This window comes from Kitasatospora sp. GAS204B (genome assembly GCF_029892155.1).
In the GTDB taxonomy this organism is placed as follows: Bacteria; Actinomycetota; Actinomycetes; order Streptomycetales; family Streptomycetaceae; genus Kitasatospora.
On the sequence record NZ_JARZAG010000036.1, the window covers coordinates 54,159 to 68,569 of the forward strand.

Below are 14,411 nucleotides of genomic sequence, written 5' to 3' on the forward strand. Positions count from 1 at the left end.
GACCGCCGGCCCCTGGCAGGTTGCGGTCAGCTCCAGGGCAGCTGCGACCGGTGCTGCCAGTACGCGCCGGCAGGCTCGGCCAGCGTGGCGAGCCGGGTGAGCTGCTCCGCGTCGAGCTGGACGGTGGCGGCCCGCAGGTTGCTGGTGAGCTGCTCGACGGTGGCCGCGCCGGACAGCACCACGTCCGCCCAGGGCTGGTGGAGGACAGCGGCCAGGGCGGCCGCGTCGCAGCTGGTGCCCGCCTCCTTGGCCACCTGCTGCAGGACGGCGGTCGACGCCGCGTCGGCGGGGCCCCCGGCGAGGCGTCCGTTGGCCATGCCCTCCTTGATGATGACGACGCAGCCGGCCTCGTGCGCCGCGGCGAGGGCCGCGCCGGCCGAGGGTTCGAGCAGGTTGTACGTGGCCTGCACGCTGCGGAAGAGCGGCGCGCCGTCCACCCGGATGGTGAGCGCGGCACGGATGGCGTCCGCCTGGGACGGACCGCTGGTGGACAGGCCGATGAGCACGCCCTCGGCGCCGAGCCGGGCCAGCCTGCGGTGCAGCGCGGGGTCGGTGAGTGCGGGGCTGTCCGGCGTGACGGAGTGGATCTGGTAGAGGTCCAGCCGCTTGCCGAGCAGGTTGCGGCTCTCGATCAGCTGGCGGTCGTAGGTCTGCACGCTGTGGTCCTTGACCTCGTGCACCTCCGCGTCGTCCCGCCAGTCGGCCGTGTAGGTGTAGCCCCACTTGCTGCCGACCACGACGTCCCGGGCCTCGGGGCGGCGGTCCAGCCACTCGGCGAGGAACTCCTCCGCACGGCCGTAGGACCGGGCCGCGTCCAGGTAGCGCACGCCCTGCGCGTACGCGGCGTCGAGCACCTCGAAGGCGCGATCGCGCATCGCGGACACCGTGCGCTCGACCGGGAGGTCCTCGGTCCGGCCGAGGTTGATGTAGCCGGGCCGGCCCAGCGCGGCCAGGCCCAGCCCGAACCGAGGTGTCGGTGCGGCGGCAACGAGGTGCTCGAAGGACACGGGCGGGTGCTCCCTGCTCGGAGGTGACGTTTCCCGCCACCGTACCCGCGTCGCCCGGCGGACCACGCCGCTGCCACGCCGCTGCCACGCCCGGTGAACTTCAGCGTCACCGTCTGCCCCGCGTAGCCGGACAGATCGAACGGCTGCTGGGCGTACCCGGTGTTCTGGCCGATCTGTTCATGTGCGTTCCCTCCCGTGAGGGAGGAGTTCCCGTCAGGAAAGCTTCCCTGCTTGACGAGGGAAGCTGCTCTGACGTCCGGCCACGGTCAACTGGATTCGCATGATTGGCAGTTCGGCTCTGCCGAAGGGGAACGTCCGCTCGCGTGGCCGGCCGTCCGAACCCTCGATACGCTGGTCGTTCGGGCCCCTGTCGGCGCGGCGGTGCGGTGGCGCGGCGCTGCGGCCTCAGGAGGTGGCACGGATGCGGATCGGCCTGCACGCCTTGGGCATCGGGAACGGCGCTCGGCCGGAGGTGATCCGTGCGGTGGCGGCAGCCGCCGAGGCTCGCGGGTTCGCGAGGCTGTGGGTGGGCGAGCATGTGGTGCTGGTCGACGACCCGATGTCCCGCTACCCGTACTCCGCCGACGGGAGGATCCCGATCCCCGCCCCCGCCGACTGGTTGGACCCGCTGCTCACCCTGAGCTTCGCCGCGGCCGTGACCGGCCGGATCGGCCTGGCCACGGGCGTGTTGCTGCTGCCCGAGCACCATCCGGTGGTGGTGGCCAAGCAGGCCGCGACGCTGGACGTGCTCTCGGCGGGGCGGCTCACCCTCGGCGTCGGCGTCGGCTGGTCCGCCGAGGAGTTCGCCGCGCTCGGGGTGCCCTTCGCCCGGCGTGGTCGGCGTACCGCCGAGTACATCACCGCGATGCGTGCGCTGTGGTCGCAGGACGTCGCCTCGTTCGACGGGGAGTTCGTGCGCTTCGAGGCGATCCGGGTCAATCCCAAGCCGGTGCGGGGGCGACGGCTGCCGATCGTGGTGGGCGGCAACAGCGACGCGGCCCTGCGCCGGACCGCCGCCCTCGGGGACGGCTGGTACGGCTTCAACCTCCCGGCCGCCACCGTCGCGGAGCGCCTCAGCGCCCTTGCCGGGTACTGCGAACGGCAGGGCCGTCGGGTGGACGAGCTGACCGTCGCGGTCGCGCTGAGCGACGGCGCCCCCGAGCTGCTCCCCGGCCTGGCCGAAGCCGGCGTGACCGAACTGGTCGTGGTCGACGCGCCACCGGCGAGGCCGGAGGCGGCCGCCGGCTGGGTGGGCGCCCTCGCCGACCAGTGGCTCGCCCATGCTCCGTGAGCAGCCCTGCCCTGGCTGGTCGCCGTCGGGGAGACCAGCCAGGGCAGAGTAGGACACGGCAGGACCGGAGAGCGGGGTGCGGGTCAGGCGTTCGGGTCGAGCTGGACCCACTTGGCCATGCTGGGCACGCCCTTGTCGTTGAGCAGGAAGAGCATGTAGACGCCGGGGGTGGCCGCCTCGGCGCTCGTGGGCGACTTCAGCAGGAGCTGGTTGCGGCCGGTGTTGGCGATCGGCAGCTCGATGTACCGCTGGCTGGTGTCCACCGAGTGGGTCGACGTGATCGGCGCGACCAGGACGGCCTTGCTGATCCCGGTCGAGGTGGTGCCCACCGGGAAGTAGTGGTTGTAGCCGACCGGGGTGTTCGGGACGCTGGTCAGCTCCGGACGCGGGCCCTGGAACAGGTACGGCGGCTCGTAGATCTCGATGGTGCCGTTCGCGTTCGGGTCCTTGATGTCCGGGTTGCTGGCGAGCTGCTGGAGCTCGTCACCCGTCACCATGATCCGGCCGTCCGGCAGCAGCACCGCGTTGGAGTGGTAGCCGCGCGGCAGGCGCTCGGCCGGGCCGAGCGTCCAGGTGCCGTTCGCGGCGCGCATCTCGGTCTGGCGGTACTTCAGGTCGGCGTTGGGGTTGTAGTCCCCGAAGCCGTAGTCGCGGATGCCGTAGGAGCCGTTGACGGTGAACAGCTGGCCGTTGGGCAGGATGAGCGTGTCGTCCTGGGCGCGGCCGAACGCCCGCGGGGTGTCCGTGGTCCACCGGCCGCCCGCGAACCGGTAGGTGTTCTTGTCGTCGTGGTTGCCGCCCAGGACCATGACGGAGTTCGGGCCGGCGGTGCCGTTCGGCAGCGCGACGGCGGAGCCGTACATCCGCAGGCCGCCGTCCGGGCGGTTGGGCAGCTGGCTGCGGGTCTCCTTGGCCGGATCGAACAGGAACTGCTGGTCGGCGTCGCGGCCGAAGCCGTAGACCTTGCCGTCGTTCAGCGCGAACAGGTGCGGATAGTCCATCCGGTAGGGCGCGTCCGCGTTCTTCCACTGGTACACGGGGTTGTTCGCGGTGAAGTTCTCGCCGTAGGGGACGTCGGAGGTGTTCACCGGGAAGCGCTCGATGAGCGGGGTGGGCGTGCCCCAACCCAGTTCGGTCTGGCCCGACATGATCAGCTGCCGGCCGTCCGAGGTGGTGACCACGCTCGGGTACCAGCGGCCGACCGCCATGTCCTGCTGCTGCAGCCAGGTCTCCTTCCAGGGGTCGAACACCATCGAGAACCTGGCCCCGGCGCCGTTGTTGCCGCCGAAGTTGCCGCCGAAGACGCCGACCATGCCGTTGGGCAGGTAGGAGTGCCCCGCGCAGAAGAGCGGTGCGGGGCGCGGTTCGTTCTTGCCGTCGTCCAGGTTGACGGTGGGCGGCGGGACGGCCTTGAACGCGTCAGGGCCGGTGCCCTTGCTCGGATCCCACAGGTACGCGCGGCCGGCGTTCTCCTTCCCGATGGTCTGGGTCGGGGCCGGCTCCTTCTGCGGGTTGGTCTCGATGCGCTCGAAGGAGAACAGCAGCACCTTGCCGGTGGGCAGCAGGGCGACGTGGTCACCGAAGTCCGGGGACTTGAAGTAGTCGGTGAAGCGCCCGAACTTCGCCGTGTCGGTGAACTTGGCGTTGAGCGCGGCCTGCGAGTCGGTCAGCGACTTGAACCGCATCGTCCGGATCGGGTCCGGGTACTCGCCGACGGCCCGCAGGCCGATCCGGTCCCTGGCCATCGACTCGGCGGTGGACTGGCCGAAGACCGCCACCTCGTCGGAGCGCACCTCCCCTCTCAGCTGTTCGGGAGTGATGCGCAGCGCGCGGAAACCGCCGGGCTGGTCGGCGGCGAAGGCGGGGGCTTCCGACAGCGGTGTGGTCAGTACGGCTGTGGTGGTCAGGGCGAGGGCGGCGGCGCCGGCCGCGAACGCCGCTGACAGTCTCCTGCGGGACATGGAACTCCTTGCATGGGGTTGCATGGGGCGCATGGGCCTACGGCAGCCAGGGCGTCGCGCGGGACGGTGGCTGACGGTCATCAGAGAACCACTTCGGGAATCCGTTCGCATGCAGACACGCCTTTGTCCACCGGAGAACGCCGAATGGATTCACCGACTGCTCATCACGTTGCGTGTCGGCCAGTGGAATTGGCCGGCCCCGTGCTGAGATGACCCCAAAACCCGCTCGGCGGAAGGGAACGCTCCAGTGATCAGCACCACCCGCATCAGCACGGTCGCTGCCGTAGGTGCCGCACTGCTCGTGGTCATCACCGGCACCAGTGCGGCGGCAAGCCCCGTGAGGAGGGCCATGCAGCCACACACGGTCAGCGGAGAGGTCATCAAGAACGGTGCTGACGGCACCGAGCGGACGCTGATGTGTCCGCCGGAGGAGAACGTCATGGGCGGCGGCTTCAGCGTCTCTCCCGGGTCCGGGCGGCACCTCGAGTCGACCCCGGCCGACGTCCTGACGAGCCGGCCCACCGCTGACGCCACCGGCTGGATCGTGGCGGTCCGCAAGCAGGACCTGTCAGCCGCCGGCAACGGTGCCGAGCCGGCCGATCTCACGCTCCAGGTCGTCTGCACCGAGGGCGAGTCGAGCACCATGGCCTGATCGACGGGCGCCCTCCTGGGCCGGCCCGCCCGCGCCGGATTCTCGCGCGGGTGGGCCGGCCGCATGTCACCGCGGCTCTCCCCGGGCCGGAGCCGTCCGGTTGTCGTCCGGTGCCTTGCCCGGAGCGGGCAGGGTCACAGCGGGCAGCGTCACAGCGGGCAGGGCCACCGCGGGCAGCGGCGCGGGTCCGGTCGCCGTATGCCAGTTGTAGGCGGCGGGGTCGAAGTGGCCCAGTTGGCGCACGAGTTGCCCGGTGGACCACGGCCAGGCGAAGGTGTTGCGCCCGCTCGGGCTGAAGTAGTAGCTGCTGCAGCCACCGGAGTTGTAGACGGTGGTCCGCAACGCCTCCTGTACCGCGGCGTTGTGCGCGGCCTGGGTGGCCGCGTCGATCTCCAGGGCCTGCCGCCCTCGCCGGTCGAGCTGGGCCAAGGCAGCGGTGAGGTAGCTCAGTTGGGCCTCCAGGACGGTGATCGCGGAGGTGGAACCGCCGAGCAGGTTGGGCCCCAGCAGCAGGAACAGGTTGGGGAAGCCGGTGACGGTGGTGCCCAGGTACGCCTGCGGCTCGCCGTCCCAGACTGCGCCCAGGGTCCGGCCGTCGAGGCCGTACAGGCTCTGGGCCAGCGGAAGTTCGCCGATCCGGAAGCCGGTGGCCGTGATGAGGACGTCCGCCTGGACCGCGGTGCCGTCGGCGCCGACGATCTCGTTGCCGTGCACGGCCGCAACGGCGGTGGGGTGCAGGCGGACGTGCGGCTGGGCCAGGGCGCGGTAGAAGGTGCTGGAGGTCAGCAGCCGCTTGCAGCCCAGCCGGTAGTCCGGGGTGAGTGCCCGGCGCAGCCACGGGTCGCCGACCGCGAGCTGCAGCTGTGCACGGGCTCCCACCTCGAGCAGGCGGGCGAGCCGGGGGTGGCGGAAGGCGTAGTTGAAGCCCTCCTGCAAGGCGTACTGCCCGGCGCGCAGGGCGCGCCGGGCACCGGGCAGGCGGTCCAGCAGCCGGTTGACCGCCGCGGGTACCGGCAGATCGGGCTTGGGCAGGACCCACTGGGCGGTCCGCTGGAAGAGGTGCACGGCCGCTGCCCGATCCGCGATGGCCGGGACGAGTTGGACGGCGGAGGCGCCGCTGCCCACCACGGCCACCCGACGGCCCGTCAGATCGATGCTCTCGTCCCACCGGGCGGTGTGCAGGACCGGCCCGTCGAACTCCTCGACGCCGGGGACGTCGAGCTCGCGCGGGAGGTGCCACGGCCCGGTGGCCAGGACCAGGACGGCGGCGCTGTAGGGCCCGTCGCTGGTCTCCAGCCGCCAGCACCCGGCCGCCGGATCCCACCGGGCTCCCCGGACCTCCACTCCGCAGCGCAACACCTCGTCGATCCGGTGCCGTTCGGCCGTCGCCCGCAGGTAGGCGTGGATCTCACGCTGTCCGGCGAAGATCCTGCTCCACGCGGTGTCCGGCGCGAACGAGTAGCTGTAGAGCGTCGAGGGCACGTCGCAGGCGCAGCCCGGATAGGTGTTCTCCCGCCAGGTGCCGCCGAGTTGCGACGCCTTCTCCAGGACGAGGACGTTGCGGAATCCGGCCTGGCGCAGCCGGATGGCGGCGCCGATGCCGGAGAACCCGGCGCCGACGACCACGGCGTCCACGCGTTCGCTCGGCCTAGTGGCCTGCGCCGGGATCACAGTTCCGGTCCTGTGGCGTTCGTCGCGGTCAGCTGGGTCTCGCTCATCTGGGCCGTCTCTCCGTCGCGTTCGGTGTGCGCTGCCGAGCGAGCCACTCCGGTGGCAGCTCGGCTGAGCGTGACTCCGGCGAGCTGCCGCCGGAGTCACGCCTGAAGAACGGGAGCGAGGGCCCGGAGGTCACCCTCGGATCGCGAGGCCGCCGTCGAACGCGGCGTCACCTCGGGTTCTGCGAGCGCCAGTTGATCCAGAGCTCGGGTTCATGCATGAAGCCGGCGCTTCCGAGGAAGGGATCACTGAGGGATCACCATGGCATGACCATGATCCGGGACTCGCGGTCGGAGCCCGGCCGCAGGGGGGAGTTGGGGCGTGGGTGCGGACTTCGTGCGACTGTCGGTCGCGCTGACGGGCTTCGAGGCGGCGGAGCTGGCCGAGACCGGGATGGTCGAGACCTACCGCGCCTTGGTGCTCCGGCAACTCGGCGACACCACGCTGGGGCGCCTGGCCGAGGCGCTGGCCGAGGCGGGTGGCGATCCGCGGGGCCTGGCCGATCCGGCACTGCTGGAGGTCGCGCGGGCGCTCTGCCACCTCTGGTACCTGGGGGTGTGGCCGGGGCTCCCTGGGCAGCCGGGCGACCAGGCGCCCGTGCGGCCGTCGGCGGCGGCGTACGCGCAGGGGCTGCTGTGGCGGGCCATGGGCAGCCACGCGCCCGGCACGCACGCGCCGGGCTTCGGCAGCTGGGCCGAACCGCCGGCGCCGGCGGGACCGCCACCAGCGGCCGGACCGCCACTGGCGACCGACCCCTCGCCGGCCCGGGCCGCTCGCGCCGCGACCGTGGAAGGAGCGCGACGGTGAGCCTGGAGACAGCCCGCCCTGAGCGGTACGACGTGATCGTGGTGGGGGCCGGCATCGCCGGGTCACTGCTGGCCAAGCGACTGGGGGAGCGGGGACGCCGGGTCCTGGTGCTGGAGGCCGGCGTCGACGCGAGCGACCGGGCCGGCGAGCACGGGGCCGCCGGCGGACACGAGGCCGACGTCGCGAGGTTCCAGCGGGCGCTCGCGAAGGTGCCCAGCGCCGCCATCGCCGGCAACGCCCTGGTCCCCTCGCCCGAGGTGCTGGACCTCGCGGGTCTGGCCGGCGGCGGGTTCCGCGCCGACGGGTACTTCGTCCAGCGCGGCCCGCTGCCGTACGCCAGCGGCTACCTGCGGGTCAAGGGCGGCACCGGGACCGCCTGGACGGGGCTGACCCCGCGCATGCACCCGGAGGACTTCCACACCGAGGACTTCGGCTACGGCCGCGACTGGCCCATCGGCTACCCGGAGTTGGAGCCCTACTACCGGGCGGCCGAGCGGGAGATCGGGGTCGCCGCCGATGTCGCCGAACAGCGGGACGCGGTCGGCCTGCCGTTCGCCGACGGCTACGCGTTCCCGATGGCCCCGATCCCCGCCAGCCACCTCGACCGGGTGCTGGCCGCGCGGCTGGACGGCCGGAAGGTCAAGGATCCGACCGCGCCCGGCCCGACCGAGCTTCGCGTGGTGGGCACGCCGCACGGGCGCAACAGCGAGCCGAGCAGCGCGTACGGACCGGCCTGCGCCGGCAGCGCCAGCTGCATCCCGGTCTGCCCGACCGGTGCGAAGTACACCCCCGCGCGGACCCAGGCCCGCTGGGCGCCGTCCGTCGCCCTGCTCACCCGCGCCGTGGTCAGCCGCGTCCTGGTGGACTCCGGCGGCCGGGCCGTGGGCGTGGAGTACCAGCGCTACCAGGACCCGCACCGCCCCGCCCACACCGTGCACACGGCGCACGCCGAGATCGTCGTGCTGGCCGCGCACGCGATCGAGAACGCCCGGCTGCTGCTCGCCTCCGGCCTGGCCAACTCCAGCGACCAGGTCGGCCGCAACCTGATGGACCATCCGGTCCTGCTCACCTGGGGCCTGATGCCGCAGCCGATCGGCGCCTACCGCGGCCCGGGCTCCACCTCCGGACTGGAGGGTTTCCGCTTCGGACCCACCCGGGCGGACCGCGCGCCGTTCCGGATCGAGATCGGTAACTGGGGCTGGGGCTGGGCGGCCGCCCCGCCCGACGACGAGGTCGCGGCCGTCCTGGGCACCGGCGACCCGGCCGCACCGAACGGGCTGGGGCTCTTCGGAAAGGACCTGCGCCGGGTGCTCGGCGACCGGGTGGGCCGCCAGTTCGCCCTGCAGTTCGAGGTGGAGCAGAGCGCCGAGCCCGGCAACCGCGTCACCCTCGACCACCGCCACCGGGACCAGCTCGGCAACCCGCGTCCGGTGCTCGCCTACGACCTGTCCGAGCACGTCAAGGCCGGGATGGCGGCCGCCAAGGCGGTCTCCGACCAGATCTTCGCCCTGCTCGGAGCCGAGGACCACACCGCCTACCTGCCCGGGCCGAGCACACCGGGCTGGTTCGAGTACCAGGGCCGCCCGTACGTCTACCGGGGCGCCGGCCACGGCGGCGGCACGCACGTCATGGGCCACCGCCCCGCCGACTCCGTGGTCGACTCCTGGCAGCGCTGTTGGGACCACCCCAACCTCTATGCCGTGGGCTGCGGCAGCATGCCCTCGCTCGGCACCTCCAACCCCACCCTCACCATGGCCGCCCTCACCCTGCGCAGCGCCGAGCAGATCGACCGCGACCTGACCCGGGCCCGCCGTGCCGTCACCCTCCCCCAGCCGTCGGCCGGGGACATCCCCAGCGAGGAGCAACCCGCCCGATGAACCCCGACCTGACCCTGCCGCCCGTCGCTGCTCCCTACCAACTCCCGTTCCACTACGGGGCCCTGCACAACATCGGACTCGACTACCTGGTCGACCCCGCCCCGGCGCGGGAGTTGCTCGCCAAGCGCCATCCCGACCTGACACTCGCCGAGTTCGACGGCCGGGCCTGCGCCACGCTCAACTACCAGCTGTACTTCGCCCAGTACGCGAACGGCGCCGGCATCACCCAGGAGGTGGAGTTCAGCGTCATCGCCCATCCCACCGCCTGCGCCGATCGCCTGGCGAGCCTGACGTACCGTCAGTTCGCCGACGGCCGCGACCAGACCAAGCTCCTCGGGATCGCCCGGCTGCACGTGCTCTGCGACAACCCGCTGGCCATCGACGCGGGCACCAGGCTCTACGGCGAGCCGAAGTACCCGGCCTGGTTCGAGTCCACCATGCCCTCCCTCAACGGCCCGGCGGGCGAGGCGTGGTCGGTGACCTGCAAGCGGGCCGCGTTCACCGAGGGCGGCGACGGTCTCGACCGCCGGCCCGAGGGCCTGTTCTCCTTCGACGCCGACCTCGCGGGACTGGCCCGCACGCCGGTCAACAACACGCCCATCACCGGCTACGGCACCGATCCGGACGGGCGCCCGCTGGCCGGCCCGATGAACGTCTACCAGCCCTACCAGTACCACCCGTTGGCGGCGCAGGATGCTGAGCGGGTGCTGCTCACGGTGCATGACGAGGCGTCAGAGATCGGCGAACACCTGAGCACCCTGATCGGGCGGGCGCCCGCGGTGGCCGCCTGGACCTACCAGTCGGCGCCCGTCGCCGCCCACAACCACCCCTACTACCTGCCGAGCCGCCAGCCCCGCTGAGCGAAGCCGTCCGGCCGGTCCCGGCGGTCTGCCACGCCAGGGCCGGCCGGACCGCTGTCCTCATCAGGCCCCGGTCAGGCGCAGGCCGCGCACAGCCCCCGGTAGGTGACCACGGCCTCGGACACGGTGAAACCGAACCGCTCCTCCGCCGGGAGGTCGGCCAGCGGATCGCCGGTCGGGTGGACATCGCGGATGGTGCCGCAGTTGGAGCAGACCAGGTGCTGGTGCGGGCGGTGCGCGTTGGGGTCGTAGCGCTTGGCCCGGCCGTCGGTCGAGACCTCGGTGACCTCGCCGATGGAGACCAGGTCGCCCAGGGTGTTGTAGACGGTCGCGCGGGAGATCTCGGGCAGCCGCCGGGCCGCGCGGGCGTGCACCTCGTCGGCCGTGAGATGCACGTGGTCGCCGTCGAGCACCTCCGCCACGACACGCCGCTGGGAGGTCATCCGCCAGCCACGCCTCCGCAGTCGCTCCAGCAGGTCACTCATATCAGCTCACCTATTCAGGTCCGGTGGACGGCTGTCCCTACCAGTACTGTCCGGTTTCCGATGAGGTATGGAGTTGACGCTCTTCTTGACTTGGACTCGGTCAATCGTAGGATCGGTTTTGGCGATAGCCAAGGGGTAGGAAGACTCCAGTACGGCACCAGCACGGCACCCCCGCAGCGGACCGGACGACAGTACGGCCCGGTTCCGCTCGATCGACGAGGCCGAGTCACATACTGCGTCCTGTGCCCCGACTGCTCCACCGTCCGCAGTTACTGAGCACCATGATCCGCTTGGTCCGGAAGGAATCCCATGTCTGAGAACCATGATGCAATCGTCACAGACGCGAAGGCGGAGGGCGCGGGAGGTTGCCCGGTCGCGCACGGGCGGGCCCCGCACCCGACTCAGGGCGGCGGAAACCGCCAGTGGTGGCCGGATCGGCTCAATCTGAAGATCCTCGCCAAGAACCCCGCCGTGGCCAACCCGCTCGGCGAGGAATTCGACTACGCCGAGGCGTTCACGAGCCTGGACCTCCCCGCCGTGAAGCGCGACATCGCGCAGACGCTGACCACCTCGCAGGACTGGTGGCCGGCCGACTTCGGCCACTACGGCCCGCTGATGATCCGGATGGCGTGGCACAGCGCGGGCACCTACCGGATCAGCGACGGCCGCGGCGGTGCGGGGGCCGGCCAGCAGCGCTTCGCCCCGCTGAACAGCTGGCCGGACAACGCGAGCCTCGACAAGGCCCGCCGCCTGCTGTGGCCGGTCAAGAAGAAGTACGGCCGCAACCTCTCGTGGGCCGACCTGATGATCCTCGCCGGCAACGTCGCCCTGGAGTCGATGGGCTTCGAGACCTTCGGCTTCGGCGGCGGCCGGGCGGACGTCTGGGAGCCCGACGAGGACGTCTACTGGGGTCCCGAGACCACCTGGCTCGGCGACGAGCGCTACACCGGCGACCGCGAGCTGGAGGACCCGCTGGGCGCGGTCCAGATGGGCCTCATCTACGTCAACCCGGAGGGCCCGAACGGCACTCCGGACCCGATCGCCGCGGCCCGCGACATCCGTGAGACGTTCCGCCGGATGGCGATGAACGACGAGGAGACGGTCGCCCTGATCGCAGGCGGTCACACCTTCGGCAAGACCCATGGCGCGGGCCCGGCCGACCACGTCGGCCCCGACCCCGAGGCCGCCCCGCTCGAGCAGCAGGGCCTCGGCTGGAAGAGCAGCTTCGGCACCGGCAAGGGCGCCGACGCGATCACCAGCGGTCTCGAGGGTGCCTGGACGCCGACCCCGGTGACCTGGAACAACAGCTTCTTCGAGACCCTGTTCGGCTACGAGTGGGAGCTGACCAAGAGCCCCGCCGGCGCGTACCAGTGGAAGCCGAAGGACGGCGCCGGCGCGGGCACCGTCCCCGACGCCCACGACCCGTCGAAGACTCACGCGCCGACGATGCTGACGACCGACCTCTCGCTGCGGCTCGACCCGGCCTACGAGCAGATCTCGCGCCGCTTCCTGGCGCACCCCGAGGAGCTCGCGGACGCCTTCGCCCGGGCGTGGTTCAAGCTGACCCACCGCGACATGGGCCCGGTGGCGCGCTACCTCGGCCCCGAGGTCCCGAGCGAGACGCTGCTGTGGCAGGACCCGCTGCCCGCGGTGACGTACGAGCTCATCGACGCCGGCGACGTCGCCTCCCTCAAGGGTCGGGTCCTCGCCTCGGGCCTGCCGGTCTCCCAACTGGTGGCCACCGCGTGGGCGGCGGCCTCGTCCTTCCGCGGCAGCGACAAGCGCGGTGGCGCCAACGGTGCGCGCATCCGCCTCGAGCCGCAGCGCGGCTGGGAGGTCAACGACGCCGACCAGCTGGCGACGGCGCTGCGCACCCTGGAGGGGATCCAGCAGACCTTCAACGCCGCGCAGACCGGCGGCAAGCAGGTCTCGCTCGCCGACCTGATCGTGCTCGCCGGCGGCGCGGCCGTCGAGCGGGCCGCCAAGGACGCCGGCTTCGACGTCGAGGTTCCGTTCACGCCGGGCCGCGTGGACGCGTCGCAGGAGCAGACCGACGTGGAGTCGTTCGCCGCGCTCGAGCCGACCGCCGACGGATTCCGCAACTACGTCGGCAAGGGCACCCGGCTGCCGGCCGAGTACCTGCTGATCGACCGGGCGAACCTGCTGAACCTGAGCGCCCCGGAGATGACGGCCCTCGTCGGCGGCCTCCGCGTGCTGGGCGCGAACCACCAGCAGTCGCCGGTCGGCGTCTTCACCAAGACCCCCGGGTCGCTGACCAACGACTTCTTCGTCAACCTGCTCGACCTGGGCACGACCTGGCAGGCGACGTCCGAGGACGCGCACACGTTCGAGGGTCGCGACGCCGCCACCGGGGCGGTCAAGTGGACCGGCAGCCGCGCCGACCTCGTCTTCGGCTCGAACTCCGAGCTGCGCGCGGTCGCGGAGGTCTACGCGAGCGATGACGCCGAGGAGAAGTTCGTCAACGACTTCGTCGCCGCCTGGGCCAAGGTGATGGAGCTCGACCGGTTCGACCTCGCCTGATCACTCGTGGTGCAAGCGTCCAGGCCGGCCCGCGAGGGCCGGCCTGGACGCTTCCGGACTGCTTTCCGGACCGCTTTCCGGAACAGGGCACGATCACGCCCCGCGCAGGCGCATCCCGGCGGCGCGGTAGATCTCGTCGATCAGGGTCATGGTGACCACGGCGTCCTCCGCCGAGGTCAGCACCGGAGCATCGCGCAGCACCGCGTCGGCGAAGGCGCGCAGTTGGTAGGTGTAGGTCTGCTCGCCCCGCACCCGCTCGTGGCGCCGCGCGGCGGCGGTCCGCACCGACAGGCGGTGGTAGATCTGCGGGGCGACGAAGTTGACGACCTTGAGTTCGCCCCGGTCGCCCACCACCCGGACGCTGATGTCCAGCACCTTCGCCGACCACATGGACGCGGTGATCCGCCCGGCGGACCCGTCCGGGAACCGCAGTTCGGCGGTCATCGCCCGGTCGATGTCCGGTCCGCGCAGCTTGGCCCGGGCGGTCGTCACCTCGGGCGTGCCGTCACCGAGCAGGCGCAGGCAGTTCACCGCGTAGCAGCCGGCGTCCATCAGCGCGCCGCCGCCCAGCGGGTAGCTGTACCGGATGTCATTGAAGCTCGGCAGCGGGAAGCACATCGCCACCTCGATCGAGCGCACCGTGCCCAGTTCGCCGCTGTCGACGATCTCGCGCATCCGGGCGGCCAGCGGGTGGTAGCGGTAGTGGAACGCCTCCAGCACGACCAGGCCGGCGGCCGCCGCCGCGTCGGCCACCTCGCGCGCCTGCGCCGCGTTCGAGGTGAACGGCTTCTCGCACAGCACGTGCTTGCCCGCCGCGATCGCCTTCAACGTCCACTCGGCGTGCAGCGCGTTCGGCAGCGGGTTGTAGACCGCATCGATCTCCGGGTCGTCCACCAGCGCCTGGTAGCCGTCGTGGACCGTGGCGATGCCGTGCTTGGCCGCGAACCGGCGGGCCCGCTGCGGATCCCGGGCCGCGATCGCGGCCACCACGGCCTCCGGCACCCGGGCCGCAGGCCGGACCAGCGCCATGGGGACGATACGGGCGGCGCCGAGGACACCGATACGGAGCTGCGTCATGGGAAATCCCTTACGGGGTCTGCGCGGTGCGGAACGGGAGAGGCCCTAGGGCCTGTACGGCGGATCTTTTCGGATGAGCCCGCGGCGTTGGGCGCCCGGCTGGGCGTGCGCCCGAGTCGTCCTCGTACTGGACGTAC

At 72.0% G+C, this 14,411-nt stretch carries 11 protein-coding genes; 6 read left to right on the top strand and 5 right to left on the bottom strand.

Annotated elements, in window-relative coordinates; translation table 11 throughout:
- Positions 1-26 precede the first annotated feature (26 nt).
- Positions 27-1,007, bottom strand: coding sequence for an aldo/keto reductase (locus P3T41_RS33120; RefSeq protein WP_280694308.1), 981 nt, complete (start codon positions 1,005-1,007; stop codon positions 27-29).
- A 421-nt stretch (positions 1,008-1,428) separates the two neighbouring features.
- Between P3T41_RS33120 and P3T41_RS33125 the strand changes: the two genes are divergently transcribed.
- Positions 1,429-2,298 carry an LLM class F420-dependent oxidoreductase gene (locus tag P3T41_RS33125; RefSeq protein WP_280694309.1) on the top strand — a complete coding sequence of 290 codons (870 nt, stop codon included), beginning with the start codon at positions 1,429-1,431 and terminating at the stop codon, positions 2,296-2,298.
- Positions 2,299-2,381: 83 nt separating this feature from the next.
- Here the strand turns inward: P3T41_RS33125 and P3T41_RS33130 are convergent, their stop codons facing one another.
- Positions 2,382-4,259, bottom strand: coding sequence for a galactose oxidase early set domain-containing protein (locus tag P3T41_RS33130; RefSeq protein WP_280694310.1), 1,878 nt, complete (start codon positions 4,257-4,259; stop codon positions 2,382-2,384).
- A gap of 349 nt (positions 4,260-4,608) precedes the next feature.
- Here P3T41_RS33130 and P3T41_RS33135 point away from each other — a divergent pair, with 349 nt between their 5' ends.
- Positions 4,609-4,911: a hypothetical protein gene (locus P3T41_RS33135; RefSeq protein WP_280694311.1), complete on the top strand. Its 303-nt coding sequence runs from the start codon at positions 4,609-4,611 to the stop codon at positions 4,909-4,911.
- Positions 4,912-4,977: 66 nt separating this feature from the next.
- On the opposite strand, the gene P3T41_RS33140 is transcribed toward P3T41_RS33135, so the two are convergent.
- Positions 4,978-6,582: an NAD(P)/FAD-dependent oxidoreductase gene (locus P3T41_RS33140; protein ID WP_280694312.1), complete on the bottom strand. Its 1,605-nt coding sequence runs from the start codon at positions 6,580-6,582 to the stop codon at positions 4,978-4,980.
- A 366-nt stretch (positions 6,583-6,948) separates the two neighbouring features.
- Here P3T41_RS33140 and P3T41_RS33145 point away from each other — a divergent pair, with 366 nt between their 5' ends.
- Genes P3T41_RS33145 through P3T41_RS33155 form a run of 3 tightly spaced genes read left to right on the top strand, consistent with a single transcriptional unit; the run spans position 6,949 to position 10,171 of the window.
- A complete protein-coding gene (locus P3T41_RS33145) occupies positions 6,949-7,434 on the top strand; it encodes a hypothetical protein (RefSeq protein WP_280694313.1) in 486 nt (161 codons plus the stop codon).
- Complete coding sequence (locus P3T41_RS33150; RefSeq protein ID WP_280694314.1) at positions 7,431-9,311, top strand: GMC family oxidoreductase; 1,881 nt, start codon at positions 7,431-7,433, stop codon at positions 9,309-9,311. The genes P3T41_RS33145 and P3T41_RS33150 overlap by 4 nt, the downstream gene beginning before the upstream one ends.
- Positions 9,308-10,171: a hypothetical protein gene (locus tag P3T41_RS33155; protein ID WP_280694315.1), complete on the top strand. Its 864-nt coding sequence runs from the start codon at positions 9,308-9,310 to the stop codon at positions 10,169-10,171. The genes P3T41_RS33150 and P3T41_RS33155 overlap by 4 nt, the downstream gene beginning before the upstream one ends.
- 74 nt (positions 10,172-10,245) lie before the next feature.
- Here P3T41_RS33155 and P3T41_RS33160 read toward each other — a convergent pair whose 3' ends face one another.
- A complete protein-coding gene (locus tag P3T41_RS33160) occupies positions 10,246-10,656 on the bottom strand; it encodes a transcriptional repressor (protein ID WP_280694316.1) in 411 nt (136 codons plus the stop codon).
- 309 nt (positions 10,657-10,965) lie between these two features.
- Between P3T41_RS33160 and katG the strand changes: the two genes are divergently transcribed.
- The gene (katG, locus tag P3T41_RS33165) at positions 10,966-13,197 is read left to right on the top strand and encodes a catalase/peroxidase HPI (RefSeq protein ID WP_280694317.1); all 2,232 of its coding nucleotides are present in this window, start codon (positions 10,966-10,968) and stop codon (positions 13,195-13,197) included.
- A 93-nt stretch (positions 13,198-13,290) separates the two neighbouring features.
- Here katG and P3T41_RS33170 read toward each other — a convergent pair whose 3' ends face one another.
- Positions 13,291-14,274 carry a Gfo/Idh/MocA family oxidoreductase gene (locus P3T41_RS33170; RefSeq protein ID WP_280694318.1) on the bottom strand — a complete coding sequence of 328 codons (984 nt, stop codon included), beginning with the start codon at positions 14,272-14,274 and terminating at the stop codon, positions 13,291-13,293.
- Positions 14,275-14,411: the final 137 nt, after the last annotated feature.

Bases quoted from the DNA above. Each gene is read 5' to 3' on its own strand.
- P3T41_RS33125 (WP_280694309.1), top strand. From the start codon at position 1,429: ATGCGGATCGGCCTGCACGCCTTGGGCATCGGGAACGGCGCTCGGCCG.
- P3T41_RS33130 (WP_280694310.1), bottom strand. From the start codon at position 4,259: ATGTCCCGCAGGAGACTGTCAGCGGCGTTCGCGGCCGGCGCCGCCGCC.
- P3T41_RS33135 (WP_280694311.1), top strand. From the start codon at position 4,609: ATGCAGCCACACACGGTCAGCGGAGAGGTCATCAAGAACGGTGCTGAC.
- P3T41_RS33155 (WP_280694315.1), top strand. From the start codon at position 9,308: ATGAACCCCGACCTGACCCTGCCGCCCGTCGCTGCTCCCTACCAACTC.
- P3T41_RS33160 (WP_280694316.1), bottom strand. From the start codon at position 10,656: ATGAGTGACCTGCTGGAGCGACTGCGGAGGCGTGGCTGGCGGATGACC.
- katG (WP_280694317.1), top strand. From the start codon at position 10,966: ATGTCTGAGAACCATGATGCAATCGTCACAGACGCGAAGGCGGAGGGC.
- P3T41_RS33170 (WP_280694318.1), bottom strand. From the start codon at position 14,274: ATGACGCAGCTCCGTATCGGTGTCCTCGGCGCCGCCCGTATCGTCCCC.